The sequence below is a fragment of the Microvirga arvi genome (assembly GCF_016892765.1).
In the GTDB taxonomy this organism is placed as follows: domain Bacteria; phylum Pseudomonadota; class Alphaproteobacteria; order Rhizobiales; family Beijerinckiaceae; genus Microvirga; species Microvirga arvi.
Genome location: NZ_JAFEMD010000071.1, coordinates 1 through 25448 on the forward strand (window position 1 = coordinate 1; position 25448 = coordinate 25448).

General features: G+C 58.6%; 21 protein-coding genes and 1 pseudogene. 15 read left to right on the forward strand and 7 right to left on the reverse strand.

Going from position 1 to position 25448, the window contains the following annotated elements:
* Positions 1 to 100: 100 nt before the first annotated feature.
* The gene (locus tag ILT44_RS31785; protein ID WP_204242532.1) at positions 101 to 1477 is read right to left on the reverse strand and encodes an MmgE/PrpD family protein; all 1377 of its coding nucleotides are present in this window, start codon (positions 1475 to 1477) and stop codon (positions 101 to 103) included.
* 199 nt (positions 1478 to 1676) lie between these two features.
* On the opposite strand from ILT44_RS31785, the gene ILT44_RS26125 reads away from it, so the two are divergent.
* From ILT44_RS26125 to ILT44_RS26155, 7 genes are all read left to right on the forward strand, one after another.
* The gene (locus ILT44_RS26125) at positions 1677 to 3101 is read left to right on the forward strand and encodes an MmgE/PrpD family protein (protein ID WP_204242533.1); all 1425 of its coding nucleotides are present in this window, start codon (positions 1677 to 1679) and stop codon (positions 3099 to 3101) included.
* Positions 3092 to 4186 (forward strand): AbrB family transcriptional regulator, encoded by a 1095-nt coding sequence (locus ILT44_RS26130; RefSeq protein ID WP_204242534.1) that lies wholly within the window; start codon positions 3092 to 3094, stop codon positions 4184 to 4186. Before ILT44_RS26125 ends, ILT44_RS26130 begins: the two co-directional genes overlap by 10 nt.
* Positions 4187 to 4476: 290 nt before the next feature.
* The gene (locus ILT44_RS26135) at positions 4477 to 5235 is read left to right on the forward strand and encodes an SDR family NAD(P)-dependent oxidoreductase (RefSeq protein ID WP_204242535.1); all 759 of its coding nucleotides are present in this window, start codon (positions 4477 to 4479) and stop codon (positions 5233 to 5235) included.
* 154 nt (positions 5236 to 5389) lie between these two features.
* Positions 5390 to 6358, forward strand: a complete 969-nt coding sequence (locus tag ILT44_RS26140; protein ID WP_204242536.1) for a Bug family tripartite tricarboxylate transporter substrate binding protein — start codon at positions 5390 to 5392, stop codon at positions 6356 to 6358.
* 39 nt (positions 6359 to 6397) lie between these two features.
* Positions 6398 to 6883: a tripartite tricarboxylate transporter TctB family protein gene (locus tag ILT44_RS26145; protein WP_204242537.1), complete on the forward strand. Its 486-nt coding sequence runs from the start codon at positions 6398 to 6400 to the stop codon at positions 6881 to 6883.
* Between the two features lie 58 nt (positions 6884 to 6941).
* Complete coding sequence (locus ILT44_RS26150) at positions 6942 to 8489, forward strand: tripartite tricarboxylate transporter permease (RefSeq protein ID WP_204242538.1); 1548 nt, start codon at positions 6942 to 6944, stop codon at positions 8487 to 8489.
* A gap of 42 nt (positions 8490 to 8531) precedes the next feature.
* On the forward strand, positions 8532 to 9923 hold the full coding sequence (locus ILT44_RS26155) for an MmgE/PrpD family protein (RefSeq protein ID WP_204242539.1): 1392 nt from the start codon (positions 8532 to 8534) through the stop codon (positions 9921 to 9923).
* Positions 9924 to 10019: 96 nt separating this feature from the next.
* On the opposite strand, the gene ILT44_RS26160 is transcribed toward ILT44_RS26155, so the two are convergent.
* Positions 10020 to 11384, reverse strand: coding sequence for an MmgE/PrpD family protein (locus ILT44_RS26160; RefSeq protein WP_204242540.1), 1365 nt, complete (start codon positions 11382 to 11384; stop codon positions 10020 to 10022).
* A 147-nt stretch (positions 11385 to 11531) separates the two neighbouring features.
* Here ILT44_RS26160 and ILT44_RS26165 point away from each other — a divergent pair, with 147 nt between their 5' ends.
* The 4 genes from ILT44_RS26165 to ILT44_RS26180 all read left to right on the forward strand — a co-directional run bounded on the left by ILT44_RS26165 (position 11532) and on the right by ILT44_RS26180 (position 16368).
* A complete protein-coding gene (locus ILT44_RS26165) occupies positions 11532 to 12245 on the forward strand; it encodes an FCD domain-containing protein (RefSeq protein ID WP_204242541.1) in 714 nt (237 codons plus the stop codon).
* 219 nt (positions 12246 to 12464) lie between these two features.
* Positions 12465 to 13529 carry an ABC transporter ATP-binding protein gene (locus tag ILT44_RS26170; protein WP_204242542.1) on the forward strand — a complete coding sequence of 355 codons (1065 nt, stop codon included), beginning with the start codon at positions 12465 to 12467 and terminating at the stop codon, positions 13527 to 13529.
* Positions 13530 to 13541: 12 nt separating this feature from the next.
* Positions 13542 to 14600, forward strand: a complete 1059-nt coding sequence (locus ILT44_RS26175; RefSeq protein WP_204242543.1) for an extracellular solute-binding protein — start codon at positions 13542 to 13544, stop codon at positions 14598 to 14600.
* A gap of 46 nt (positions 14601 to 14646) precedes the next feature.
* Complete coding sequence (locus ILT44_RS26180; RefSeq protein ID WP_204242544.1) at positions 14647 to 16368, forward strand: ABC transporter permease; 1722 nt, start codon at positions 14647 to 14649, stop codon at positions 16366 to 16368.
* 35 nt (positions 16369 to 16403) lie between these two features.
* Here ILT44_RS26180 and ILT44_RS26185 read toward each other — a convergent pair whose 3' ends face one another.
* Entirely contained in the window at positions 16404 to 17096 is a 693-nt protein-coding gene (locus tag ILT44_RS26185; RefSeq protein ID WP_255549926.1) for an FCD domain-containing protein, read from the reverse strand.
* A 147-nt stretch (positions 17097 to 17243) separates the two neighbouring features.
* Between ILT44_RS26185 and ILT44_RS26190 the strand changes: the two genes are divergently transcribed.
* Both ILT44_RS26190 and ILT44_RS26195 read left to right on the forward strand, forming a co-directional pair.
* Complete coding sequence (locus tag ILT44_RS26190; protein WP_204242546.1) at positions 17244 to 18662, forward strand: MmgE/PrpD family protein; 1419 nt, start codon at positions 17244 to 17246, stop codon at positions 18660 to 18662.
* Between the two features lie 164 nt (positions 18663 to 18826).
* The gene (locus tag ILT44_RS26195) at positions 18827 to 19921 is read left to right on the forward strand and encodes an isocitrate/isopropylmalate dehydrogenase family protein (protein WP_204242547.1); all 1095 of its coding nucleotides are present in this window, start codon (positions 18827 to 18829) and stop codon (positions 19919 to 19921) included.
* 62 nt (positions 19922 to 19983) lie between these two features.
* Here the strand turns inward: ILT44_RS26195 and ILT44_RS26200 are convergent, their stop codons facing one another.
* A complete protein-coding gene (locus ILT44_RS26200; protein WP_204242548.1) occupies positions 19984 to 21558 on the reverse strand; it encodes a rhodanese-like domain-containing protein in 1575 nt (524 codons plus the stop codon).
* Entirely contained in the window at positions 21558 to 22541 is a 984-nt protein-coding gene (locus ILT44_RS26205; RefSeq protein ID WP_204242549.1) for an alpha/beta fold hydrolase, read from the reverse strand. The genes ILT44_RS26200 and ILT44_RS26205 overlap by 1 nt, the downstream gene beginning before the upstream one ends.
* A 175-nt stretch (positions 22542 to 22716) precedes the next feature.
* Between ILT44_RS26205 and ILT44_RS26210 the strand changes: the two genes are divergently transcribed.
* Entirely contained in the window at positions 22717 to 23754 is a 1038-nt protein-coding gene (locus ILT44_RS26210; RefSeq protein WP_204242550.1) for a PdxA family dehydrogenase, read from the forward strand.
* Between the two features lie 172 nt (positions 23755 to 23926).
* On the opposite strand, the gene ILT44_RS26215 is transcribed toward ILT44_RS26210, so the two are convergent.
* Positions 23927 to 24334 (reverse strand): (R)-mandelonitrile lyase, encoded by a 408-nt coding sequence (locus ILT44_RS26215; protein WP_204242551.1) that lies wholly within the window; start codon positions 24332 to 24334, stop codon positions 23927 to 23929.
* A 28-nt stretch (positions 24335 to 24362) separates the two neighbouring features.
* The gene (locus tag ILT44_RS26220) at positions 24363 to 25088 is read right to left on the reverse strand and encodes a GntR family transcriptional regulator (RefSeq protein ID WP_204242552.1); all 726 of its coding nucleotides are present in this window, start codon (positions 25086 to 25088) and stop codon (positions 24363 to 24365) included.
* A gap of 163 nt (positions 25089 to 25251) precedes the next feature.
* Between ILT44_RS26220 and ILT44_RS26225 the strand changes: the two are divergent.
* Positions 25252 to 25448: pseudogene (locus ILT44_RS26225) on the forward strand (hypothetical protein); the annotation flags it as partial.

A 25448-nucleotide genomic window follows, 5' to 3' on the forward strand; every position in this document is an offset into this window, starting at 1 on the left:
GTAATCACGGCTCAGCACTGAATATAAAGGCTGACCGCATCGTTTCCAGCGAGAAGGCGCGCCTGCGGCGCGCCTTCAGGAATCTATAGTGATGGTACTTTCAGGCTGTAAACCACTGGCGTAGTTCTATAACCTTCGTGATCTCATCGAGCCTTAGTACGCTTCTAATGAGCGCATTGGCCCGATCCGAGCCGATAATAGGCAATATTAGATCGAGAGCTTTCGCCTCAATCTCATGACCGTTCATCGGGTTTTCTGGTGTGCCTCGAACTGCCTTGGCGTGATGACGAAGGTTGCGGCCGTCAGTCGTCACAATCTCCACAATGGCCTGCCTGGCCGGAGTGGCAATGGTCAACTCGGCGCTTGGGACAAGTTCTATCAGTTTACGGATAGTCATCACGGTAGGGTCGTTCATCCGCTCCCGATCATGGCAGCTCTCGAAGGTCACCGCGCCATCGACCAGAGCAAGAGCAGCAAGGTGCTGAACGCAAACGTCCGGCATCGTGCGGTTGTCGACAATGTGAATGCGGTCGTCAGGCATCGTGATGATCACCTGCCTGATATGCTCTGCTCTTAAATTGTGACTTTCGATCAAAGCCGCTGTTGCATCTAGCACAGCCTGGATTGGCGACCCCACGCACCACTTCTTGATCGAAGCGCGCATGATTTCGAAATGAGATCCGAGCCCTTCCGTCAAACGGGAGGGGGTAGGGTTTTCGCCGAAAGCGGTAAACAGGTTGTGCTTTCCCGAGAGAGGATCGTCCACGGCTGAGAACCCGGCCGCGACCATTGTTGCTGCCGCCACACCGTTTCGCGCACCCATGCCGCCGAAGTCGAAGGCCTTCTCAACATGCTCCTTGTCGCGCTGCCAAAATGGAATGCCGGAGGCCTGCTGGGCCGAGTAGGACAGAACATGGCGGACACGGGCCGGATCAAAGCGCAGAAGAGCGGCTGCGGCTGCGGCCGCGCCAAAGGCCGGGCCTAAGCTATGAGTGCTGTGGCGGGCGGTGTCTGGCCGGCTGAATCCAAGAGCCAGAGTAGTGCGGGCGCCAATGTCGTAGCCGAGCGCAACGGCGCGCAAGAGATCCCGCCCGCTGCGGTCCTGCTGCTCGGCGATAGCCAGAGCGGCGGGCACGATCCCGCAGCCAGGATGGAAGCGGCCGGCGAGGTGCGAGTCATCTGTTTCATCAGCGTGGCCTGCCATGCCATTGGCAAGGGCTGCGCTGCAAACAGGAAGGATGAATGATGTTCCGATGACTGTTGCTTCAGGCTTGCCGCCGATGGATTCCACGTAAGCAGCGGCAAGACGGCCCGCTCTCAGGCGTGATCCTGAGAGGATCGCGGCAATTGTATCGAGGATGTGATACTTCGTCTTGAGCGCTACCTCCGGCGGCAGATCCCGGTCGAGCGTGCCGGCAATGTATTCCGAGAGCACAGAGCTCTCATGCGAAATCTCGGTGCCAGAATGATCGTGCACTAGGTTCTCCTCTCGTCCGCTGCCTCTTTATATCCGCCTAAGTCTCTGGAAACAGACCCCCACCCATCAGAGAGGAGGCTTCTTTCCTCCGACGGACCCATCGAGAAAATAGCCTCAACGGAGTCTGAAGGTATTCTGTCGATTGTTGACAATCGAGATCCGCTTCATGAATACTCGCGCCTGAACAGCAATACAAGGCTTGCGATCTGATGAAACATCAGCCTGCTTGTCTGGGAGGAGCAATCAAATGAGCAGTCAGTCCGTTCAGGCGGAATACGGGGCTGCTGCCCTTGACCTGAACATCACGAACGATCTGGCCGCCTTTCTGGCCTCACTCTCATTCGAGGATCTTCCTGAAGCGGCTATCCATACCGGTCGTCGTGGAATTCTGGACTGGATCGGCTGTGCTCTCGCCGGAAGCCGGCATCCAACGATCTCCAAACTTCTCTCCGTGCTTGAGGAGGTTGGGGGAATGCCGCAGGCAACGGTGCTTGGGCGCGACATGAAACTTGGGCTGCTTGAGGCGCCGATCGCCAATGGGCAGATGGGCCACGTGCTTGATTTCGACGACACCCATATGGGCGGTGTCGTCCTTCACGCCAGCTCTCCGATCCTGTCGGCTCTCCTTGCTCTTGCGGAAAGAAGCGCATTCACGGGACGAGATTTCTTGGCAGCTTACGCGGCCGGCTTCGAAGCGGGCGTCCGTGCAGGGCAGGGAGCGCCTGCGCATCACGCAGGAGGGTGGCATCTGACAGGCACGCTTGGTTCGATCGCCGCAGGAGCTGCAGCAGGAAAACTTCTTGGTTTGAACTCCCAACAGATGGTCCACGCCCTGGGTATTTCGGCAACTCAAGCCGCTGGCATGCAGCAAAACCGAGGAACGATGTGCAAGTCGTTTCATGCGGGCAAAGCGGCATCGAGCGGGGTTCTGGCTGCGCTGCTTGCGCAGAAGGGTTTCGATAGCTCGGACGAAATCCTTGAGGGAAAACGCGGCTTCTGCCGGATCTACAGCAGTGTCGCGAAAACCGACCTTGTTCTTGACGAACTAGGCACGCGTTGGGAAATCACACGCAATGGTCACAAGCCTTACGCCTGCGGAGTTGTGCTGCATCCGGCCATCGATGCGATGATTGCTCTGGCACGAAAGGTTCCTGCATCGGATCAGGTGACTGCAATTGAGCTTCGGGTCAATCCGCTGGCGGTCTCAATCACGGGTGTCGCTGATCCGAAGACAGGTTTGAAGTCGAAGTTCAGTCTCACCCACAGTGTGGCCGTCGCGTTCCTGGATCGTGCCGCCGGCATCACCCAGTACACCGATGATCGCTCGCGTCATCCTGATGTCGTGGCCCTGCGCGAGATTGTCAGTGTCCAGACTGACGAGGGTCTTGGCAAGGATCAGGCATGGGCCGCTGTTGTGATGCGCAATGGCGACCGCTACGAACATCAGGTTGCTCATGCGAGCGGCACGGTGGACAATCCGATGTCCGACGCCGCCATCGAGGACAAGTTCCTAACGAATGCAGCGCCGGTGATAGGACAAGAAAGGGCATCGCGGATATTGGAGATGGTCAGGCAGCTTGAGCGGCTTGGCGACGTTCGGAACCTGTTGGCCCTATGCGCCTGAAGCCTTCTCTCCACCTTCCGTCCTGGCATGTCGTTCCGAGCCTTGCCTTGGCTGTCGGGCTCGGGTGGCTCGCAGCCTATGCCCATGTGCCGCTTGCCTGGGTTCTCGGGCCACTGATCGCGACGGCCTTGGCTTCCATCGCAGGTTTCCCAGTTTTCGCGCCGGTCCTGGGGCGGCGTCTTGGACAGGCTATCGTCGGCACCAGCGTTGGTCTCAACATTACCGCGGCAGCTGTCGGCGTCCTCGTCATGTGGGCTCCATGGATGATCGTGACGGCGCTTGTGGCGATCCTGCTCTCAGCGACCTTGTCTGTGCCGATGTCCATGGTCGGCAAGATCGATCATAAGACGGCCTTCTTCTCCCTGACTCCTGGCGGACTATCCGAGATGGCGAATATCGGCGTCTCCGTAGGGGCCGAGCCGGAGCCCATCGCCATTTCCCAAGCATTGAGGGTTGCTCTGCTGGTCTGCCTCATGCCGCCTTTGATTATCGCTTTAGATTTCGATGGGGGACTGTTGGATCAGGCTGCTCAGATCCGGCTTTCCTGGTTTGAGGTTGCTGCTGCACTCTTGGCTGGACTTGCCGGTGTCGCGGTGACTCGGCTGCTCCGCTTTAACAATCCGTGGACTGTCGGTGCGATCCTCGGCACCGGGATCGTGGCCGCGACAGGGCTGCTGACGGGACGGATCCCAGGGCTTTTGTTTTCAATCGGGCAGTTCCTGATCGGGATTACGATCGGAGCTCGCTTCCGTCGCGAAAGTCTTATTCGTTTGCCCCGCATTTTTGTCGTCAGCAGCATGTTCACGATCCTGCTGACCGTATTGCTTTTCGCTTATGCCGGCGCAGTATCGTCCCTGACCGGGATTGATCTTGCGAGCGTGGCGCTAGGTGCGTCTCCTGGGGGCATGGCCGAGATGGCTTTGACGGCTCAGGTGCTTCACCTGAACGTTGCGCTCGTGATTGCTTTCCATGTGATCCGGGCCTTCTTCGTGAACGCTTTTACATTGTATTTCTATAAGTTCTTCAGCTGGATAGGTCTGTTTTCTGGCGTTGCGGCAATCCTCGGTCGAGGGTGGCCGCGCTAAGGCTTTGGAGGGGGAGAACAGGTTATTGGCGTGCGTGGGACACCAGCCGCAGGCCTCGGGTTCGCCTCTGGGCAAGGAGACAGACTTGACCCATCCTGGGTTTTGTGCACTATTGTATACAATAAACTGTCGATGATTACCCGGCGCGCCAATATCAGGGGCAGGATTCAAGCTGTGGGTTGGACCCGCTTCCGATCCCTGATTTTGCCTTGAGAGGGCATAGAGCGCCTGAGTGGCATAAAAGCTGCACGTCAGCTTGCCGCTAGACGAAGCGGAACGGGGAGGAAGCCTTGGCGGACAGTAGACTTCTTGATGGACAGGTTGCGATTGTGACAGGGGGCGTGCGCCGCATCGGCAAGGCTATTGCTCTGTCTCTGGCCCGGGAAGGTGCTGCAATCGTCATTAATGCGAAGTCGTCTCGCGACGAAGCCGAAGCCGCCGTACGAGACATCGAGGCGATCGGTGGGCGAGCCATATTTCACCTTGCAGACGTGACGGATGAAGAGGCCGTCGCTGGCTTGGTCTCGGCAGCGATAGAGGCCTTCGGGCGCATCGACATTCTCGTCAATAACGCTGCGATCCGGCGGGAAGTCCCGTTCACCGAGATGTCCCTTTCAGAATGGCGCGAGATCACCAGCGTCATTCTTGAGGGAGCTTTCCTAGGCTCCCGCGCGGTTCTTCCCCATATGGTCCGCTCGCGACATGGGCGGATCATCAACATTGGCGGAGTCAGCGCCAACACGGGAGCTTACAACCGGGCGCATGTGGCAACAGCGAAAAGCGGCCTGACAGGCCTGACCCGCGCGCTCGCCGTTGAGTTTGCCGAGCAGGGGGTTACGGTCAACTGCGTTGTTCCAGGCAAGATAGGCGGTAAGCGATCGGTGACCTCCGGCCACAGCGTGTCGCTTCCTGGAGGCGGGCAGCCCCTAGTCGGCCATGAAGGAGCACCGGAAGATGTGGCAGAGGTTGTTCGGACCCTGTGTCTTCCCACCGGAGGTTTCATCACGGGGCAAACCATTCACGTGAGTGGCGGGCTCTACATGCCGTGAGCCGGTTGATATTGCCGTACCGGTAACAAGTTTGGCACTAGCTCTTGCCATTCACGCGGGACTGGTGCGAGTATCTGAAATTGTCGACAGTTGGCAAAAATAATGCCATCGATAGACCGCTGGAAAGGCGGCTTGCAACAGCTAGGAGGAAATCGTGAGACTTACTCAGATCAAGACAGCATTCTGCATAGGCTTTGCAGCAGTGAGCATGATGGCTCAGCCAGCCCTTGCAGCAGAGTACCCACACAAGACCGTCAAACTTGTCACTCACTCCAGCCCGGGTGGCGGAACGGACGTCTTTCTGCGCGAGCTAATCAAACATCTCTCGCCCATCATGGGTGTGACATTCGTTGTTGAGAACGTTCGTGGCGGCGCTGGCGCCAAAGCTATGGCATCCGTTGCCGGCTCGCCAGCCGATGGCAGCGTCTTTTACGGAACAACGCCGAGCTACATCAACACTTCAATCCTCAGCAAGCCGGACAAGACCTATGAGGACATGGATCCAGTCGTGAACATGTTCCAGGACCCTCAGATCGTGTTCGTCCGTGCTGATAGCCCGTACAAGACACTCAAGGACGTTGTTGAAGACGCCAAGAAGCGACCGAACCAGGTGCGCGTCGGCGTGAGCACTCCTGGCTCCCTTGATCGCCAGATCATGGAGCAACTCAAGGCTGAGACCGCCACGGAAATGACCATTATCACTCATGATGGTGGCGGGGACGTGATGCTGAGTGTGCTCAATGGAACGTCCAATGTCGGCATTGGCGAGATCGCCGAGCTACGCGGCCAGATCGATGCGAAGAAGATCCGCCTGATCACAACCTACACCGAACAGCGGCTCCCGCAATTTGCGGATGTTCCCACCGCGAAGGAGCAGGGTATGAATCTGGTTGTCCGCAAGTTCCGCGGTATCGCCGGACCCAAGGGGCTTCCGCGCGAAGTAATCGCCGCCTGGCAGGATGCGGCTCAGAAGGTGCTTCAGGAGCCGAAATTCAAAGCCGTGTATGAAAAGGATGCGCTCATTCCGGCCTATATGGATCACGAGACATACAAGAAATTCCTCGCTGATTTCGCACAGGGTCAGAAGACCTTCTTCACGAAGTACAACATCACCACCGAGTGATCTCTTAACGGCGTCTCAGGCTTTTCGGGAAAAGACATCATGCGCGGTAATCTGGTTACAGGAATCCTGCTTCTGATCTTCTCAGTGGTTTTCTGGTTTGGTGCAGATGCAATCCCGAAAAGCCGTCTTAGCGGGAGCGTCGGAGCGGACGGACTGCCGAAGATGCTGGCCATCGCGCTTGCCGTTCTGTCGGCGGGGCTTATTGCGCAGACGCTCCTCACGATGAAGGCGGCTGTGCAAACCGCAGGGGCGGACCTTAACGCAAGGGCTGAGCAGCGTGCCCTTTACCTGAGGGCTTTCGGCATGATCGCAATTGGAGCCGGTTATCTCGTGCTGGTTCCCTATCTCGGCTACATCCTGACGATTGCCTTACTGCTGCTGACGGTCGCGCTTTACAACGGGAAACGCCCCTCGGTCGGGCTATTTCTGTTTGCCGCCCTAGGCTCGGTATTCTTCTACGTGCTGTTCGTTCAGGTCCTGGCAGTGCCTCTGCCGGCAGGATTTTGGCCACGGCTAATCGGTTGAGCGTGGGCGCCGACAACGCGCGGGCGCCTTTTCCTACGATTGTTCATGGAGCGTTTAAATGGAAGGCCTTTTCTATGCCTGGCAGGCTGTCACGTCGATGCCCGTCCTGCTGGCTGCAATCGGCGGCGTCACGTGGGGTATTCTCGGGGGCGCACTCCCGGGAATTTCACCTTCGATTGCGATGGCTCTTCTACTGCCCTTCACTTACAATCTCCCTCCGCTCGTCGCGGTGGTACTGCTCGCATCCGTGTATGTCGGGGCCGAGTACGGAGGCTCAATCCCGGCCATCTTGATCCGGACGCCCGGCACGAACTCCGCAGCCGCGACAGTGATCGACGGCTATGAAATGCAGCTTCAGGGACGAGGTGGCGAAGCTCTTGGACTCTCTCTCGTAGGCGGCACCATCGGTGGATTGTTCGGGTTGATCCTGCTCTCCACGCTGACGGAGCCTCTTGCTAGTCTCGCGTTGTATTTCACGCCACCTGCTTATTTTGCGCTGGGTATCCTCGGCATCAGCATCATCGGATCGTTGTCGGAAGGAGCGCTTCTGAAAGGCCTGATCGCTGGCGTAATCGGCATGATGATCGCGACCGTCGGGACGGATCCGATTTCTGGGGTGAGCCGGTTCACCTTCGGCAAACCGGAACTGCTCGAAGGCATTCACTTCATCCTTGTGATGCTTGGCATCTTCGCAGTTGCGGAACTGATGGCACAGGCGGGAGAGGATCGGTGGACGGAGGGCAGTCAGCCCAAGGCGAGCAATGCGCGCCTTAAGCTTCCGAGCCTTGCGACCTTGTGGCGCCTGCGTACGGCGCAGGCCATTGGTTGCGTGCTCGGAGCGATCGAGGGCGCCATTCCTGGAGGTGGCGGCTCCGTAGCGGCATTCCTCTCCTATAATGAGGCGCGCCGTTGGTCGAAGGAGCCTGAAAAATTCGGCAAAGGCTCGGAGGAGGGCGTGATTGCCCCCGAGACTGCCAACAACGTTGTGTCCGCGACGGCAATCGTTCCAACTTTGAGCTTCGGTATTCCGGGCTCGAACTCGACTGCCATCCTCCTTGGTGGCTTTCTAATCCATGGCCTGCAACCCGGCCCGCTGCTGTTCACCACGAATCCAGAGATCGTGTATGGCCTCTTCGGCGGCCTCTTTACGGCGAACATCATGATGTTCCTTCTCGGCATCGTAATTCTCGGGCCATGCATATGGCTCGTGAAGCGGCCGAAGCCCTATCTCATGGCAGCCATCTTTGGGCTTGTGGTATCCGGGGTATATTCGATTGATCACAGCCTCTTCGACCTCGCAGTCGTGCTCATGGCAGGACTTGTCGGTTTCGTGATGCGCAAGCTTGGTTTCCCAACTCTGCCGCTGATCCTCGGTCTCGTGCTCGGATACATGATCGAATCCAATTACCGGCGCTCCCTCCTGATCACTAACGGCGACCACATCGTTTTCTTGCAGGACGGCGTCAGCCTTGGCCTTCTTCTATGTGCAGCTCTCATCATCGGCTTTTCAGCTTTGAGAGAGATCCGCCGCTTGAGAGAGCCACTCGTTCTGCCTGAGGCGCCGGACCAGGGGAGCAAATCGGGCCCGGCATCCATCTCCTCTTAAGACGACGCCCACCTTCTCGATTTGACGATATGGAGTGAAGTTATGGCCAAAGAGAACACGCCCCCGATCGGGCAGGCGCTCGCCGAGCAGTTTGCCACCTGGGCGTCGACCTTGGATGACGCTTCACTCCCGCAGGAATTGCGGGAGACTGCCACCTCAGCCCTTATCGACCATGCCGGGTTGGCCGTATCGGCGCGTCATGAAGATTACGTTCAAGCCATCGTGTATGCCTGGGAAGGGGAGGGAGCCTGCACGGCTTTCGGGCATGCGCGCGGCTATGATGCTGCTGGTGCGGCCCTGATCAATGGAACCGCCTCTCACGGGGAAGACTACGACGACACGTTTGAGGGCACACCTGTACACACCAGCGCCGTCATTGTGCCTGCAGTGCTGGCTGCCTGCGAGCGCCATGGAAGAACGGGTCAAGACGCGTTGCGTGGAATAGCCGTCGGCGCAGAACTCATGTGCCGCATGGCCATAGTCGCTCCAACGGCTCAGCACCGGGCGGGATTTCATCCCACTGCGATCATAGGAGCAATCGGCGCGGCTGCCGGCGTGAGCACGGCGCTGCGTCTTTCTCCAACCCAATTTGTCGATGCCCTGGGAGTGGCCGGAAGTTTTGCCTCCGGCATCATCGAGTACTTGGCCGAGGGTACATGGACGAAGCGTATCCATCCCGGTTGGGCGGCGCAGGCAGGGCTGCGGGCTGCATCGCTCGGACGCGCAGGGTTCAAGGGGCCTCGAACAGTCTTCGAGGGAGAGCATGGCTTCTTCTACGCCTTCGGCGTTCCTGAGATCCCGCCAGATTACTCGCGGATCACGTCTGATCTCGGAAACGAGTGGAAGGCAGCCCGAATTGCCTTCAAACCATATGCTTGCGGTACGATGGTTCAGCCTTTCATCGACTGTGCCATCCGCCTGGCGCGGGAAGGGGTGAGGCCTGATGAGATCGAGGATATTGTCTGCAAAGTCGGTGAGGGCACTGTCCATAGATTGTGGGAACCGCTTGCCGAAAAGCGCCGTCCCTCGACGCCCTATTCCGCGAAGTTCAGTGTTCCATTTGGGGTCGCAGCCGGCTTTGTCGATCAGGCGGCTGGCCTCGAGCAGTTCACCGAACTGAAAATTTCAGATCCCGTGATCCTGGCACTTGCTCAGAAGGTGAGGTACGAGATCGACCCGAATGACGAATATCCGCGAAACTACACCGGAACCGTTGCCGCGACGCTCAGGGATGGAAGCATCCGCAGCGCGCATCAACCTCATATGCGGGGCGGTGCCCGCGAGCCGCTATCCCGCGGGGAAATCCTCGCGAAATTCCGGGCTAATACGCGATATGGCGGTTGGACGGAGACCCAGGCCGATGCTCTCGCGCATTGGTGCGAGAGCCTCTTCGACACCCCGACCCTTGCCGGAATCGAGAAGTTTCGAAGCTGAATAAACAAAGAGCGCAGGTGATCTGCCTGCGCTCTGCGTTGAAAGGGTACAGCTTGATCAAGGGCAGGCTTCCGCGTGGAGCCTGCCCTTTCAATTTTACCGTGTTGGAATGCCCGCTTCGATGATCGATGCAAGAGTTGAGGAGTTTGCAACATTTCGGCAGAGCGCAATGAAGCGGTCCGCGCCGGAGGCTCCCAAAACGGGTTCGCAGAGATCGCGAACCTTGTGATCAAGTTCCTCATCGCTTAACGGACGATCAAGGCTCCCGATCGCGTGCTCGACGAAAAGCTCATGGACCTTTCCGTCCGTTGTGGTGATCGCGACCCTCACCTGATCCTCGTGGATGCCCTTCTCTGCCTCGGCCCGTACCTTGCGGCGCAGGGCCACGATCTGTGGGTCTATGACCACCTCATCGGCATATTCATGCTCGCCGCAGCGGCCGTACACGATAGCAGCCGCACAGGAGTGATAGACCGAGAACTTTCCTTCAAGACCGGTCCTGGGTTCTGTCTTGCCTGTCAGCTCGAGGACGAGCGGATGAACCTTCAGGTCGATGGACGCGATGTTCTCGGCTTTCAGGCCATGGGCGTTTCTCAGCTGGATGCAGCCGTCCAATGCCGGGTGGATGACGATGCCGCAGGCGAAGGGCTTGTAGGTGTTGAGGGAGATTTCCCAGGTATCCCCAAGCTTTTCTGTGATCTCGGCAGGGTCGAATTTCGTCGACAAAACATGTGCGAACCCGCGGGGAGCTTCGATGCCGCGGTCGGAACTGGTGAAATTCTGGGCGGCGAGATGAGCGGCAAGAAGCCCATTCTGTGCAGCCCGTCCAGGGTGGAACGGCTTGCACATCGTCCCGAACATTTCACGCAAGCCGGAGGATTGCGTCGCCGCGATGCCGAGTGCCCAAGTCATCTGCTGCGCATTCAATCCAAGGATCTTCCCTGCGGCTGCTGCTGCACCGAAGACACCTGCCGTGCCTGTAATATGCCATCCCCGGTCGTAGTGCTCAGGGTAAACGGAATTTCCGATCCTGCACTCGACCTCCACGCCAAGGATGAACGCATGAAGAAATTCACGGCCGGTCATGGGGCGTGTTTCGGCCAGTGGCAGCAGGGCCGACGCGATAGGACCGGCAGGATGGATAATTGTTCTGAGATGGGTGTCATCGAAATCGAAGACGTGAGACGAGATGCCGTTCAACAGAGCCGCGTGGAGCAAATCCAGCTTTTCGCCGCGGCCAAGAACGGTTGCCTGCCCTTCGCCTGCGAACGGACGGATGGCGGCAAGCGTGCGGTCGAGGGTAAGATGGATCGAGCCACCAACCGCGCAGCCGGCCCAGTTCAGAAACGAGCGTGTCGCTTCCGTGTAGACATGCTCGGGGATGTCGTCGGGCTTGGAGTTGACAACGAAGTTCGCGAGAAGTTGCGTGATCTTCGATTTGTCAATAGCTGCGGAATCCATCTCTATAATTCTCCCGATATTCAAAGGAATGTAGCTCCGACAGAGCCCTCCAAGGTTGATGAATGCTCCTGCAAAAATTGTCAACAGTTGACGAAAAACGTTGTATGCTGGACGATCCATACGATCCTTCTGAAGGTATTCTGTTTCATGTTGAGATCCCCCTCTGATGAATTGGCCGTGCTCCGCACCTCGTCCCTTGCCACTGCCGTCGAGCGGGAGGTTGAGCGGCTCATCCTTAGCGGAAGCTTTGCTCCCGGGGAGCGTATCAACGAGTTTAAGCTGGCATCGGTATTGGGCACGAGCAGGGGGCCTATTCGTGAGGCGATCCGCGCCCTGGAAGGGTCAGGGCTCATAATCTCGGTACGAAACCGCGGCTCTTTCATTCGCCGCCTGTCGGTTCAAGAGGTCAGAGAAGTCTACGAGATCCGCTCAGCCTTGTTCGGTCTGGCCGGCAAGCTTCTTGCTAAACGCGTGACGGCAGATCAACTCCAACGCCTGAACCGGTTTGTTGCCGAGATGGAGGAGGCGTCCAGCCAGCGCAACTTCGAGGCCTATTACCCGCTCAACCTTGCCTTTCATGAGTTCATTGTGGATTCCGCCGGGAATGCCATGCTCGCGCAGCAATACCGAAGCTTCGTCAAGAAGTTGCACCTTTTCCGCGCTCGCAGCCTTGTTCAGGGCGGTGGGTTGGCAGTTTCAAACGAGGAACACCGTGAGATAGTCGCCGCCATTGCCGCTCGGGATCCGGCCTGGGCTCATGAGGCGCATTGGCGGCATGTCACCTCTGCTCGTGACCGTTTGTTGAGCGTTGTAGAAACAGATCCGCCTCACCAAAGTTCGATTAAGCGTAGCTTGGGCTAGCCCCTCCTACCCACCTATGTGTGGGTCCTGTCCGTGTGCACTCTCGTTGGGGAGCACTTTGACTTGTTCATTTTTATACTGATTTCACTCAAAAGAGCGGCATCAAACGAGATTTGCGAAAAGTAGATTGTTGACAATCCGAGATATGTCGCTGAAGCTCACCTTACGAGCGCCCGGAGAGGTGCTGGGCCGGCAGTGTCGGCAAAATTGGGAGGTGAGATGAGCTATCTCGAGCTTACGCGTCTTTCCAAAATGTATGGCGCACATCCGGCAGTCAAAGACGTAAACCTATCAGTCGCAAAAGGACTGCTGGTCTGCCTGCTGGGACCTTCTGGCTGTGGGAAAACCACAACTCTGCGCCTCATTGCTGGGTTCGTAGAGCCTAGCGAAGGGGAGATCAGAGTCGGCGGACGTATGGTTTCGTCCCCTGAACGCAGTGAGCCCCCCGAGCGGCGCAATATGTCCATGATCTTCCAGAGCTATGCGCTCTGGCCACACATGACCGTGTTTGAAAACGTGGCTTACGGGTTGCGGCTCCGCAAAATGTCCCGCGAGGACATCGTCCGGCGCGTTGAAGCCATTCTCGATGTGGCCAAGCTCAAGGCTCTTGCAAGCCGTTATCCTGGCGAACTGTCGGGCGGTCAGCAGCAGCGCGTCTCGTTGGCTCGCGCGCTCGTTGTCGAGCCGGAGACGCTTCTGTTAGACGAGCCCTTGTCCAATCTAGATGCCAATCTCCGTGAGGAGATGCGCTTCGAGATCCGACGTCTGCACGACCAGTACAGATACACGACCGTTTATGTCACTCATGATCAATCGGAGGCAATGACGACAGCCGATCTGATTGTCGTGATGAACCAGGGACGCATCGAGCAGGCTGGTTCCCCAGAAGACATTTACAAGAGGCCGCGATCGGAGTTCGTGGCGCATTTCATTGGCGGTGCCAACGTTTTGAAGGGCGATCGTTTGTCCGGTGATGTCGTGGATGTAGGAGGCGTCGTGCTGCGCTGCGGAAGCGGGGACTTTGCCGCTCAAGGCCCAACCTCCGTTGCCATCCGTCACCATGACATCAATCTCGTCACCAGCGCTCCTGCGCCAGGGGAGACGAACTGGGTGCCTGGCACAGTCACCCGTCAGGTCTATCTCGGATCTCATCGCGACTATCTGGTCACGCTGAGCAATGGGGACGCAATCCGCACGGTAACTCCAGCGGATATCGCGGTCCCACAAGGGCAAGCGGTCTGGCTCCATCTTCCGCCGGAGCACTGCCGCGCGCTTGCACACTAAGGGAGGAAAGACATGATGAATCGCAGAACTGTTCTGAGCGGAGCGCTCGTCAGCAGCATCGCGCTCCTCAGTGCCGGTGGACTCGCCTGGGCACAGGCACCTGCACCCTATGAACCCAATCAGGAGATGATTGAGGCCGCTAAGAAGGAAGGATCGGTTGTCTGGTATACGGCTACAGACGTGCAGGTCTCCGAGAAGGTGGGCAGCGCGTTCGAGGCCAAATACCCAGGTATTAAGGTGCAGGTTGAGCGATCCGGGTCCGAGCGCGTCTTCCAGCGCATCAGTCAGGAATATGGCTCAAACATCCACAAGGCGGATGTGATTGAAACCTCTGACGCCGTGCATTTCATTCTGTTCAAACGGCAAGGCTGGCTACAGCCCGCAGTGCCGAGCGATGTCGCCAAATCATGGCCGGCTCAGGTCAAGGATCCCGACGGACAGTTCGCAGCCTATCGCGCACATCTCTCGGTGATCGGCTACAACACAACTCAGGTAAAAAAGGAGGATGCTCCAAAAAGCCACGCGGATCTTCTTGACTCGAAGTGGCGCAACCGAATCGTCAAGGCTCACCCGGGCTATAGCGGCACCATCATGACCGGCACTCATGCCTTGAGTGAAGCTTTAGGCTGGGATTACTTCGAGAAGCTCGGTAAGCAGCGCATCATGCAGGTGCAGTCGTCTACGGAGCCGCCGAAAAAGCTGGCCCAGGGCGAACGCTCTATCATGGCGGATGGAAACGAGTACAACATGTTCATGCTCAAGGAGTCAGGCGTTCCAGTTGAGGTCGTCTATGCCACGGAAGGGACACCGATTGCCATTGGACATGCGGGATTATTGAAGAACGCTCCGCATCCGAACGCAGCGAAATTGTTCTACGCCTTCCTGTTCTCCAAAGATACCCAGCAGCTGATCAGCGATGTCGGTGGCCTACGCTCATTCCATCCGGAGGTGAAGGAGAAGGAGGGGCGGACTCCTCTGTCTAAAATTAAAATTCTCTACTCTGATCCAGCAAAGCTCGAGCCTCAGATCGAAGATCTCAAGAAAAAGTATGAAGTGAACTTCGGTACCTGATCAACGGCATCGCGTAGTAGAGCGGGCTAGATTTCCGGAGCAGTTCATGAGCGTCTCGATTTCCCTTCCGATGCCGGCACGGCGCGGACGTATCGACCTATCTCGACCGATCTTCATCGTGCTGGCATTGGTGCTGGGCCTTCTTGTCATCCTGCCCCTCTTCTGGCTCGCCTACTACAGCATCTTGGACCAGAACGGCCAGTTCAGTCTGGCCAACTTTTCTGCCCTGGTAACCGATCCAACCCTGCGCCGTCCCTTTCTGACGGCGCTTGGGATGGCCCTTGGTGTCGGGGCTCTTTCCTGCATGACTGCAACACCCCTCGCATGGCTTGTTGCCCGCTCCGACCTACCGGGGCGCACGGCAATCAGAGCTCTTGTCACGGCCTCCTTTGTGACACCCCCGTTTCTCGGAGCAATCGCATGGGAAATTCTGGCTGCTCCCAACAGCGGCCTCATCAACGTGGCCTATCGCAGCCTTTTTGGTTTGGAGGCCTACGAGTACCTTGTCGATATCTACACCTTTACGGGGTTGGTTTTCGCGATCGCCTGCTACACGTTTCCCTATGTCTTCACTCTTGTAGTCAATGCATTGGAGCGCGTTCCGTCTGATCTTGAGGATGCCTCGTCGATGCTTGGTGGGCAGCTCTCAACAACCTTACGGCGTGTGACGATCCCGCTCGTGCTCCCGGCGATCCTCGCCGGCACGATGATCGCTATTCTTCAAGCGCTCACTATGTTCGGCTCGCCTGCAATCCTGGCGCTTCCGGCTGGCTTCCATGTGATAACCACGAAAATCTGGAGCCTGTTCCAATACCCGCCGAAGCCAGGGCTTGCCGCGGCTGCAGCACTGCCTCTGCTCATCGTCACGGTGATGCTGCTGTGGGGGCAAGCCAGGATCTTGGGACGGCGTGGTTATACGACCCTTGGAGGAAAGAACAGCGACCCTAGAATTTCGAAACTAGGGCGCTGGCGCTGGCTTGCCATCGCCTTCGTGGTCGCCGTTCTGCTGCTAACCGTTCTGCTTCCATATGCAGCTCTTATCAAGACAGCGCTCACCCGGACGGTTGCTGAACCGTTGACCTGGAGCAGCTTCACGCTCCACCATGTGAACTTCGTCTTCTTCGAGTTTTCGGCCACGAAACTCGCGCTTCGCAATACCTTCCTGCTCGGATTTATGACAGCAACCATCGGAACGGCAATCGCTCTCGTGATAGCCTATCTTGTAACCCGGCGGTCGGTCCCCGGAAGCCAGATGCTCGGCTATCTTGCGACCGCACCTGTCGCCATTCCTGGCATTGTTCTCGGTGTTGGCCTCTTCCTAAGTTATTCGAACCCGAACCTCATGCTGTACGGGACTCTCTGGATCCTTCTCATCGCCTTTCTGACGATCGAGATGCCTGCGGGCTATCAACAGCTGTCCTCCGCTTTCAAGAGTGTTCATCCTGAATTGGAGGAGGCAAGCCGGATCCTGGGTGGAAACCGAATGACCACCTTGCGCCTGATCACGGCCCCGTTGCTGCGTTCAAACGTTATCGCCACGTGGTGCTTCGTATTCATCGGCACCATTCGCGAGCTCTCAGCGACGATCCTGCTGACGACGTCAGAAACAAAATTAGTCTCGGTCATTATTTATGATCTAAACGAAAGCGGTGACCTTGGAGCAATTTCTGTGCTCGGGATCATGCTGCTCGTGATCTCTTTCGCGGTGGTCATCATCGCTAACCGGCTACCGGTATTGGGAGGCCAGCGGCTGCCTATCGCACGGTAACCAGGCGATGATCTTTGGGACTGAGTCGGTGCGGCTCAGTCTACGGGTGTTCCCATAGGGCCAAAGAGGAGCTCTCGGCTTTTCAGGACATGATCTTCCATCAACTGAGCCGTTGCATTGCCGTCCTTCGCGGCCAATGCGTCAACAATCGCCCGATGTTCCGAATTGGAGATCTTCATCCGACCCGGCATGTCGAGCGTCCGGCGCCGGAACAGATGCATCTCGCGGTGTACGGAGGTGGATATGCTGAGGAGCCGTCCGTTGCCGCTGAACTGCACGATCGCCTCATGGAAGCGCACGTTGAGGGGATAGAAGACGTTGAGTTCGCCCTTGTCGGCGGCATCTTCCATCTGGCTGACCATCCGTCGCAGTTCCGCAACCTGCTTCTTGGTGATCTTCGGAGCCAAGAGCCTCCCTGCGAGGGCATAGAGTGCGGCGCGGATGTCATAGAGCTCAGCCGCTTCGTGGTTGCTGATCTCTCTGACGAAGACGCCGCGATTGACGATGACGTGTACCAAGCCGCTCTGCTCAAGGCCGCGACAGGCTTCCCTGATGGGGCCACGGCTCACGCCAAGCTTGGCCGCCAGTGCATTCTCGTTAAGGCGATCACCAGCCTTAAGCTCTCCGACTTCGATCATACGCTCAAGTTCGCGTCTGATGAGTGAGGTCAGAGATTCCGTCCGTCGAATTCGGAGCCCCAGCGCTGGATCTAGAATTGTGTCGTCCATTGTGCCGTCACCACTGTGTTGGAGCTACCTTTAAATGATACCGCGTTCCAATGCCAGTCTGCAAAAGATTGTTGACAATAAACAGTAACTATCAAATGCTCCGGAGGGAAATTAGCCCGAATGAGCGAACACGAGGGAAGGAAGAATATGGACACGAAAATCGGAACCGAGGATCGCGCGCTCACGTGGTATGTCGCCGATTTTGTTTGCAACACGACTGCCGCGGATCTTCCGCATAACGTCGTTGAACTCGGCAAGAAGTCCATTCTCGACGGCATCGGTCTGGCCCTCTCCGGCTCAGTTGCGAAATCAGGCGAACTCGTCCGGCGGCATCTGGCTGATCTCGGACTGGGAGCCGGTCCTTCGACCGTGATAGGTACGTCCCTGCGTGTTGCGCCGCGTTTCGCTGCTTTCGCCAACGGTGTGGGAATTCATGCCGACGATTATGACGATACCCAGCTAGCTGTCGCGGCTGATCGTGTCTACGGCCTTCTCACCCATCCGACTGCGCCGGCGCTTCCGGCGGCTCTTGCTGTTGGTGAAATGGTCGGCGCGGACGGACGCTCGGTCATGATGGCCTATCATCTTGGAGTGGAGGTCGAATGCAAAATCGCCGAAGCGATCAATCCTCGGCACTACCAGACGGGCTTTCACGCCACGGCAACATGCGGAACCTTCGCTGCCGCCGCCGCTACGTCCCGCCTGATGGGATTGGATGCGGAGACAACGAACAGGGCACTTTCGATTGCAGGCAGCCAGTCTGCTGGCCTACGTGAGAACTTCGGCACGATGACGAAGCCGTTCCATGCGGGTCGCTCGTCCGAGAGCGGCGTCGCAGCGGCTCAGTTTGCGAACTATGGCTGGACAGCCACCGACAAGATCCTAGAAGCCCCACGCGGCTTCTTCCGGGCCGCAGGAGGCGGCTTCGACCCGAATGCTATCGTGGACAAGCTCGGTGCGCCCTGGACATTCGCCGAACCTGGCATCTCCATCAAGCCGCATCCGTCAGGCTCCCTAACCCATCCGGGCATGACTGAAATGCTCAGGCTCATCCGCAAGAATGGAATTCGCGCAGAAGATGTCCGGCGGGTTCGCGTCGGTACCAATTCCAACATGCCAAACGCACTGATCCACCATCGTCCAACCAACGAGCTCCAGGCTAAATTTTCCATGGAGTTCTGCATGGCCATTCTCCTCCTAGAGGGAAGGGCCGGGCTGAACGAGTTCACGGACGAGGTGGTTCTGCGTCCAGATGTGAAGGCGATGATAGAGAAGGTTGATTTCGTCCTCGATGAAGAGGCTGAAAACGCCGGCTACCACAAAATGACGACGATCATCGACATCGAACTCGCCGACGGACGCAAGGTGTCTGGCCGGGCTGATTTCGGCAAGGGCAGCCCGGTCAATCCGATGACCTATGATGAGGTGGCCGACAAGTTCCGGCAATGTGCGGAGTTTGCCCGCTTCCCACGCCAGAGGGCCGAGGATGTCGTCGCTATGGTGCGGGATCTTGAAACGCTCAAGTCCATCGAGCAGCTGACGAATCAGCTCCGCGTCGAGGCCTGAGCGGATCGCCTCATCACATCACCCAAGCAGGGGTTCGGCGGAGCCGGATCCCGATACTGTGCTAAGAGCCTGCAAGGGCCAGCACTGCCATTTCATCACAAAGATTTTCGGCCATCAGGCGGCCAGACTGGCCGGCATCGCGGGACCAGAAACGGAGACAAACAGTGAGCAGCAAGACTCTCAAGATCGGCATTCTGGAAGGCGACGACATCGGGCACGAGGTGGTCCCGGCCGCTGTAGAGGTGGCTAAGACGGCTGCGCGGCAGCATAATCTGTCTATCGACTGGCTGCCGATGCCCATTGGCCGGAGAGCTCTGGATACCCATGGCTCCACTATGCCGGAAGGCACACTCGAAACGTTGTCGACACTCGACGGCTGGATTCTTGGACCTATCGGACACCGTGCCTATCCAAAGGGGCCGGGAGCAATCAACCCGCACCCGATCCTCCGCAAGCACTTCAATCTCTTTGCCAATGTGCGGCCCACCCGATCCTATCCGGATATCGGCTGTCTCCATGATGGCGTCGACCTCATCATTGTCCGTGAGAACAACGAAGGCTTCCAGCCCGACCGCAACGTTGTCGCCGGCTCGGGCGAATTCCGCCCGACCGAGGATGTGACGATTTCGGTGCGCGTCATCACGCGTGCGGGCAGCTATCGCGTGGCCAAGGCTGCTCTCGAGTTGGCCCGCCACCGGCGCAAACACCTGACCTTCGTTCATAAGGACACGGTCTTCAAACTCGGATGCGGCATGTTTGTGGAAGAGTGTCGGCGCGCCGCGAAGGAGTACCCGGATGTGCTCGTCGATGACGTGATCGTCGACACCTTTGCTATGCGTCTCGTCCGGGATCCGCAAAGCTTCGACGTGGTCGTGACCACCAACATGTTCGGCGACATCCTTTCCGACGAAGCGGCGGGATTGGTTGGAGGGCTCGGCATGGCTCCGGGCCTTTGCATCGGCGAGGGCAATATTGCCATGGCTCAGGCAACTCACGGTTCGGCGCCTGACATAGCCGGCCAAGGCATCGCAAATCCTTACGCCATGATCGAATCGACTCGTATGCTCTTCGACTGGTTGGGGCGGGCCCGCAATGTTCCGGAGGCGGTGGCGGCCGCTGCTGCCATGGAGCGAGCCACGGCGCAGGCTCTGCTGGATCCGGCGAGCCGCACCGGCGACATTCGCGGTCGCGGGCGGACCGAAGACATGACCCGTGCCATCATTCGCGGAATGGAGGAGAAGACACGCGCGGTCGCGTGAGCCTGCGGTTGCAGCGGCAACGGGGCACGGCAGCGAAGGGGCGGGCTGCCGTGCCCCCCCCTTTATCTCAGCAGAAACGTGGCGCGCTCCTGGGGATCAAGCCGATCCACTAGGCCCGTTTCCCAGGCAAGATAGCGGCGAGCCGCGTCGAGATTGCCATCATGCCTGTCATGAACGAAGGCGAGAAAATCGATCGCCGGCAATGTGGAAACCGGCCATCCTGTCTCGGTCGCAAGTCCGGCGGCTTTCCAGGCTGGGAGGCCTCCGCTCACGAGCCGCACCTCATATCCCATCTCGTGCAGATCAATCGCCGCGAGGCTGGCAACCTCTTCCTCATCTGCGATCAGGCATATGCATCCTTGCCAAGAGCCGAGAGACATCTTCAGCTCGGGCCGAATCGCCCAGCGGCTTCCTGCGGGGTGCTCGCGCCGGTGCTCGGAGGATGGGCGAAGATCGAGAAGGATCGCATCGCCATAGACAACGGCTTCTGCCGTTTCCTGGACTGATAGCCGTTGCAACAGGGGACGCTGCGTAGAGCGCGAAAGTTTCGGGAACTGCCAACCTTCAGGAGCAAGAGGGGCATCCGCATCAGGCAGCACATAGGCCTCATGACCCAGCTGGCGGAGCCAGTATGCGGCGAGGGAGGCCCGCAAGCCTGTGTCGTCCGCAAGCACAATGCGCGCACGCTGCACGCCAATCCACCGATCGCTGGCCTGCACGATCTGGACGCATGGCGCATGCGTTGCGCCTGCCACATGTCCGGCCGTGAACTCCTCGGCACTGCGCACGTCGAACAGATAGAGCGTGCGGCTCGGATCTGCCGCCAATGCGAAGAGGTCGTCCATTCCAATCACCGGTATACCAGCCGCTTGCACGAAATCATGTGCGCGACTGCGACTCGCCTGAAGATCCATAGAGGACAGGAGCGGGAGTTCTCCAGGTTCCCGACCGCGATCGAGATCGAACCCGGCAATCGCCCATCCTTGAGTGCCGTTTCGCAAACTGTAGAGAGGGTTTCCGATCCCAAGGAATTTCAGGCTGATCGCCCCGATGAGGCTGCGGGTGCGCCCGGCGCAGGTGAGAACAATCGGAACAGACGTGTCGGGGATTGCAGCAGACAGCCGGTGCGGGAGTTCGCCATTCGGGAGACAGCAAGCCCCTGGTATAGTCATCTTACGATGTTCGGCGGGCGGGCGGACGTCGAACAGGAGATGGGAATGAGCATCTCTTTGCCATTCGGCCAAAGTCTCCGGATTTATGGTGTTCGGATGGTAGGCTCTCTCGGCGAGTTCCCCCAACGTCTTGCTCGGGACGTGCTCTCCTTCGAACAGGGTGTAGCCTGCCTCCAGCCATGCCTTGGTGCCTCCCGCTACCACCATCACGTCTTGGTAGCCCATCTGCTCCAATCGCATCACCGCTTTCTCTGCAATGCCGTCACCGCCATCGATCAGAACGAGGGGCACCTTCGGGTTGGGAACCAGGGACGGAGCCATAAGCTCTAGCCGGCTGTAGGGGCACCATACGGCCAGAAGAGGATGTCCTTCCCCATAGGGGCCATGCTCACGAACATCCAGGAAGGCCATTTCCGCTTGTGAGTGGACGAGTTGCTTCGCGGCGGCGGCATCGATGTTCCGCATTATGGCGCTACGGCTCCATCCGCATCCTCTCGAAACGGCAGCGGCTCGCTTCCCGTAAAGAACTCCCAGAACGTGGAATAAACGAGATCCGGCCGGTGCTCGGCAGGATAGTGGCCCGTGGGGATTGCCCAGCCTCTGAGGTCCGGCGCCCATGGGGACCAGGCATCGAGCGGCTTGAAGTGTCGGCCACAGTGGCTGTTCGATCCCCACAGGACCAGGACGGGGCAGCCGATTGTCTTCACGCCGAAGTCCGCCTGATCCATGGCAAGATCGAGCGTCACGGTTGCCCGGTAATCCTCGCAGACGGCATGGATCTGTTCCGGCGTCGTACAACGCACATATTCAGCCATGGCCTCGGGTGAGAAGATTTCGAGACCGACGCCCTTTTTATTGAGCTTGTAGCGGATGTAATAGTCGAGGTCGGCGCAGATCAGCCTTTCCGGAAAGGGTGCTTTCTGCGCCATGAAGAACCAGTGATAGGCTTCCAGGCCCCATCCGAGGGTCACGTTGGTCAGCACATGGTGCGTTGGCACGATGTCCAGAACGGCAACGCGCTCGATGCGCTCGGGGTAATCCAGTGCCATACGGAAGGCAACCCGCGCGCCTCGATCATGGCCAGCGACCGAGAAACACTCAAAGCCCAAAGCCGCCATGACCTCCATGTTGTCCTGTCCCATGGACCGGAATGTATAGGCTTCATGGTCCGAGCCGCCGTCAGGCTTCGAGCTGTCGCCATAGCCGCGCAGATCCGGTGCGACAACCGTGAAGCTCTCCGCGAGGCTTGGGGCGATCTTATGCCAGCTCACATGAGTCAGCGGATTACCGTGAAGGAGAAGGAGCGGCGGCCCGTTTCCCGCCATGGCGACGTTGATTTCCGCGCCTGATGTGCGGATCGTTCTATAGGTGAAGCCCTCCATCAACAGACGGCCGTGGGGGCGCAGCGGCGGCATGGAAGCATGATGTTCGAACAGGGGAATATCCATTGCTGCCACCTGAATTGCTACAGCTTCAGGGTTTAGACATTTTCGTAAATTGTCAACAATCTTCGATTGACTATCTGAGCTGGATTGCCATGCTCGGTAAGTGAGTTGCTGATGTCGGTCTCGGGCGGGCGAATGACTGTCCAATACGGGCTGACCCATGCGAAGGGGCTTGAAGGTGGCGACCTTGGATGCTGACAGGCAGATTCTGCCAAGAATTGCGCTCCTCCTCGGTGACTGTACGGGTATAGGACCAGAGCTATGTGCCCGAGTCCTGTCGGACGGGCGTCTGAGCGATGCGGGTCGTCTCGTCGTCGTGGGTGACGTGCGGGTGCTGGAGCAGGGCATGCGTGACGCTGGGGTCTCGTTGTCATGGCACGCCGTTTCCTCCGTCGATGAGATCGACTGGAGCCGTCCAGACGTTCCGATCATCGATCTCAAGAACACCGATCCGGCAGGGCTGCCGCGCGGCGCGATGTCAGCGGAGTCGGGGCGCTTGACGGGTGAAACCTTGGCCGATGCCGTCGCCATGACGCGCCGGGGAAAGGTGGATGCGATCACCTTCGCCCCGCTCAACAAGGCAGCGCTGTATGCCGGAGGCTGGCGTTTTCCCGACGAGCACAAGATGTTCGCCCATCTCCTGGAACATCGCGGCTATTTCTCGGAGATGAATGTTCTCGACAATCAATGGATGTCGCGTGTGACCTCACATGTCTCCTTGCGACAAGCCCTTGACCAGATCACCTCTCAGAGCATCACGGATGCCATCGGGCTTGCTGATCGAACCATGCGGCGCGCAGGCTTTGCTCGGCCGCGCCTCGCAGTTGCGGCTCTCAATCCTCATGCCGGAGAGGGAGGCCTGTTCGGCAGCGAGGAGATCGAGATCATCACCCCCGCAGTCGCAGCGGCGGCGGAAAGTGGCATCGACTGCCGCGGCCCGTTCCCAGCCGATACGGTTTATCTGAAAGCGTTTGCGGGTGAGTACGACGGGGTTGTCGCCATGTACCATGATCAGGGCCAGATCGCGACGAAGCTGCGGGGTTTCAACCGAGGGGTCACAGTCACAGCAGGCCTTGAGGCTGTCTTCACGACTCCAGCCCATGGAACTGCATTCGACATCGTCGGCAAGGGCGTTGCGTCGACCGGTGCCCTGGAGAACGCCGTGCGTCTGGCCGCGAAGCTTGCCGGAGGTGGGACGGTTCGCTCAGCAATGTGACAGATCCGATATCTTGGGACGTGTTTGCTCGGTTCAGCTGATCATCATCCCGCATGGTGGCACCAGATGTCGCCTAACATTGCGTCGGGTCCGGCATTAGTTACGAGGGCAAGTCGGACCTGATCAAGGTCATGCGTGAATTGGCGATGTGATCAGCGGTTGACCGGCAGTTTCAAGCCTCGGGCGTCACGCCGTACTGCTCGTCAGTGACATGTTCCATCCAGGTAACATGGCTGCCATCCAGGGCCTCTTGCATGGCAATGTGGACCATTCCGGTGGCAGGCGAAGCCCCATGCCAGTGCTTCTCGCCCGGTGGAATCCACACGGTGTCGCCAGCCTTGATCTCCTTGACCGGCCCGCCCCAGGTTTGCACGCGCCCGACGCCTAGGATCACGTAAAGGGTCTGGCCGAGGGGGTGGGTATGCCAGGCCGTCCGCGCACCGGGCTCAAACGTGACACGGTTCGCCCGAAGTCTGGCGGGCGGCGGGGCATCGATGATCGGATCGTGCCAAACCGTTCCCGTGAATGCGTCGGCCGAAGCCTGCTTCGTCGGAAACGTCCCTGCAATGTGGATCTCCATGGAGCCGTCTTCCTTTCGAGTGGATACGTCACAGATGCTTGATGCCGACGCTCACGATCAGCGGAACGAGTTCATCGCGGGCGCTGATGCGATGTTGGCGGGCCTGTTGGTGGGCCTCGGCGGCTTTGCCCTTCCGGATCGCAGCGATAATGTCCCTGTGGGCGGCGATCGAGCCGGTCGGTTTGGACCGGAGCTTGAGCGTGAGCATCCGCGCCCGGTGGGCTTGGTCGGTCAACGTCTGGGCGATTCTGCGAATCCGGCTGTTGCCACAGCGCTCCACCAAGGTCCGGTGGAACAGGTCGTCCGCCGCAGCCCACGCGAGGAGGTCATCGTCCCGGAGAGCCTGTTCCATGTCTGACGTCGCTTCCTCGAGTTCGTCGGCCACGAGTTGCCGTTCCTCGTCAGGCAGAGCGGCAAGCAGCTCGGACGCCATGGCCTCGATTGCGATGATCACCTCGTAGATCTCTCGGATGTCCTCTGGGGCGAGTGGGCAAACCGTGACGCCTCGCTTGGAGAGCACGCGAACGAGGCCATCCTCCTGAAGCCGGATGATCGCTTCGTGAACGGGCGTCCGGCTCATGCCGAGCCGCAAGGCAATCTCCTGCTCCGAGCCTTGGTATCCGGGCGGAAAGACATTGTTGCGGATCGCGTCCTTGAGCGCCTTGTAGGCGTCCTCGACCAGCGACGGTTTCTTTTCGGGCTCCTGCCTTGCCCGCATGTGCAGCTTGTCCACCAGCATGCCCTCCTGCTTCATTCTGCCCTACCTAACCACTTCCATGCAAGTATGAATGGATGGTTGACATAAGGGGTCTCCTTTGGCACGTATTAATGCATGCCAACTTCCATGGAAGATGTGATTCTGGCCGCGGCAAACCTGGTGCTCACAAGAAGCAACGGCATTTTCAGGAGGAACGCGTATGGATCCGACGGTGAATGCACCGACGGCCGGGCTTCAGGAACGTCACTCAGCCCGCTCGAGCCTTGGCCTTGTCCGAGGACCACAGAACCTGATCGCCGGAGCGACCCTCGTGCTTCTGGCAGCCTTGGCGTTGTGGCTTACGCGGGATCTCGATCAGGGCACTCTCAATGCCATGGGACCGGCCATGCTGCCCCG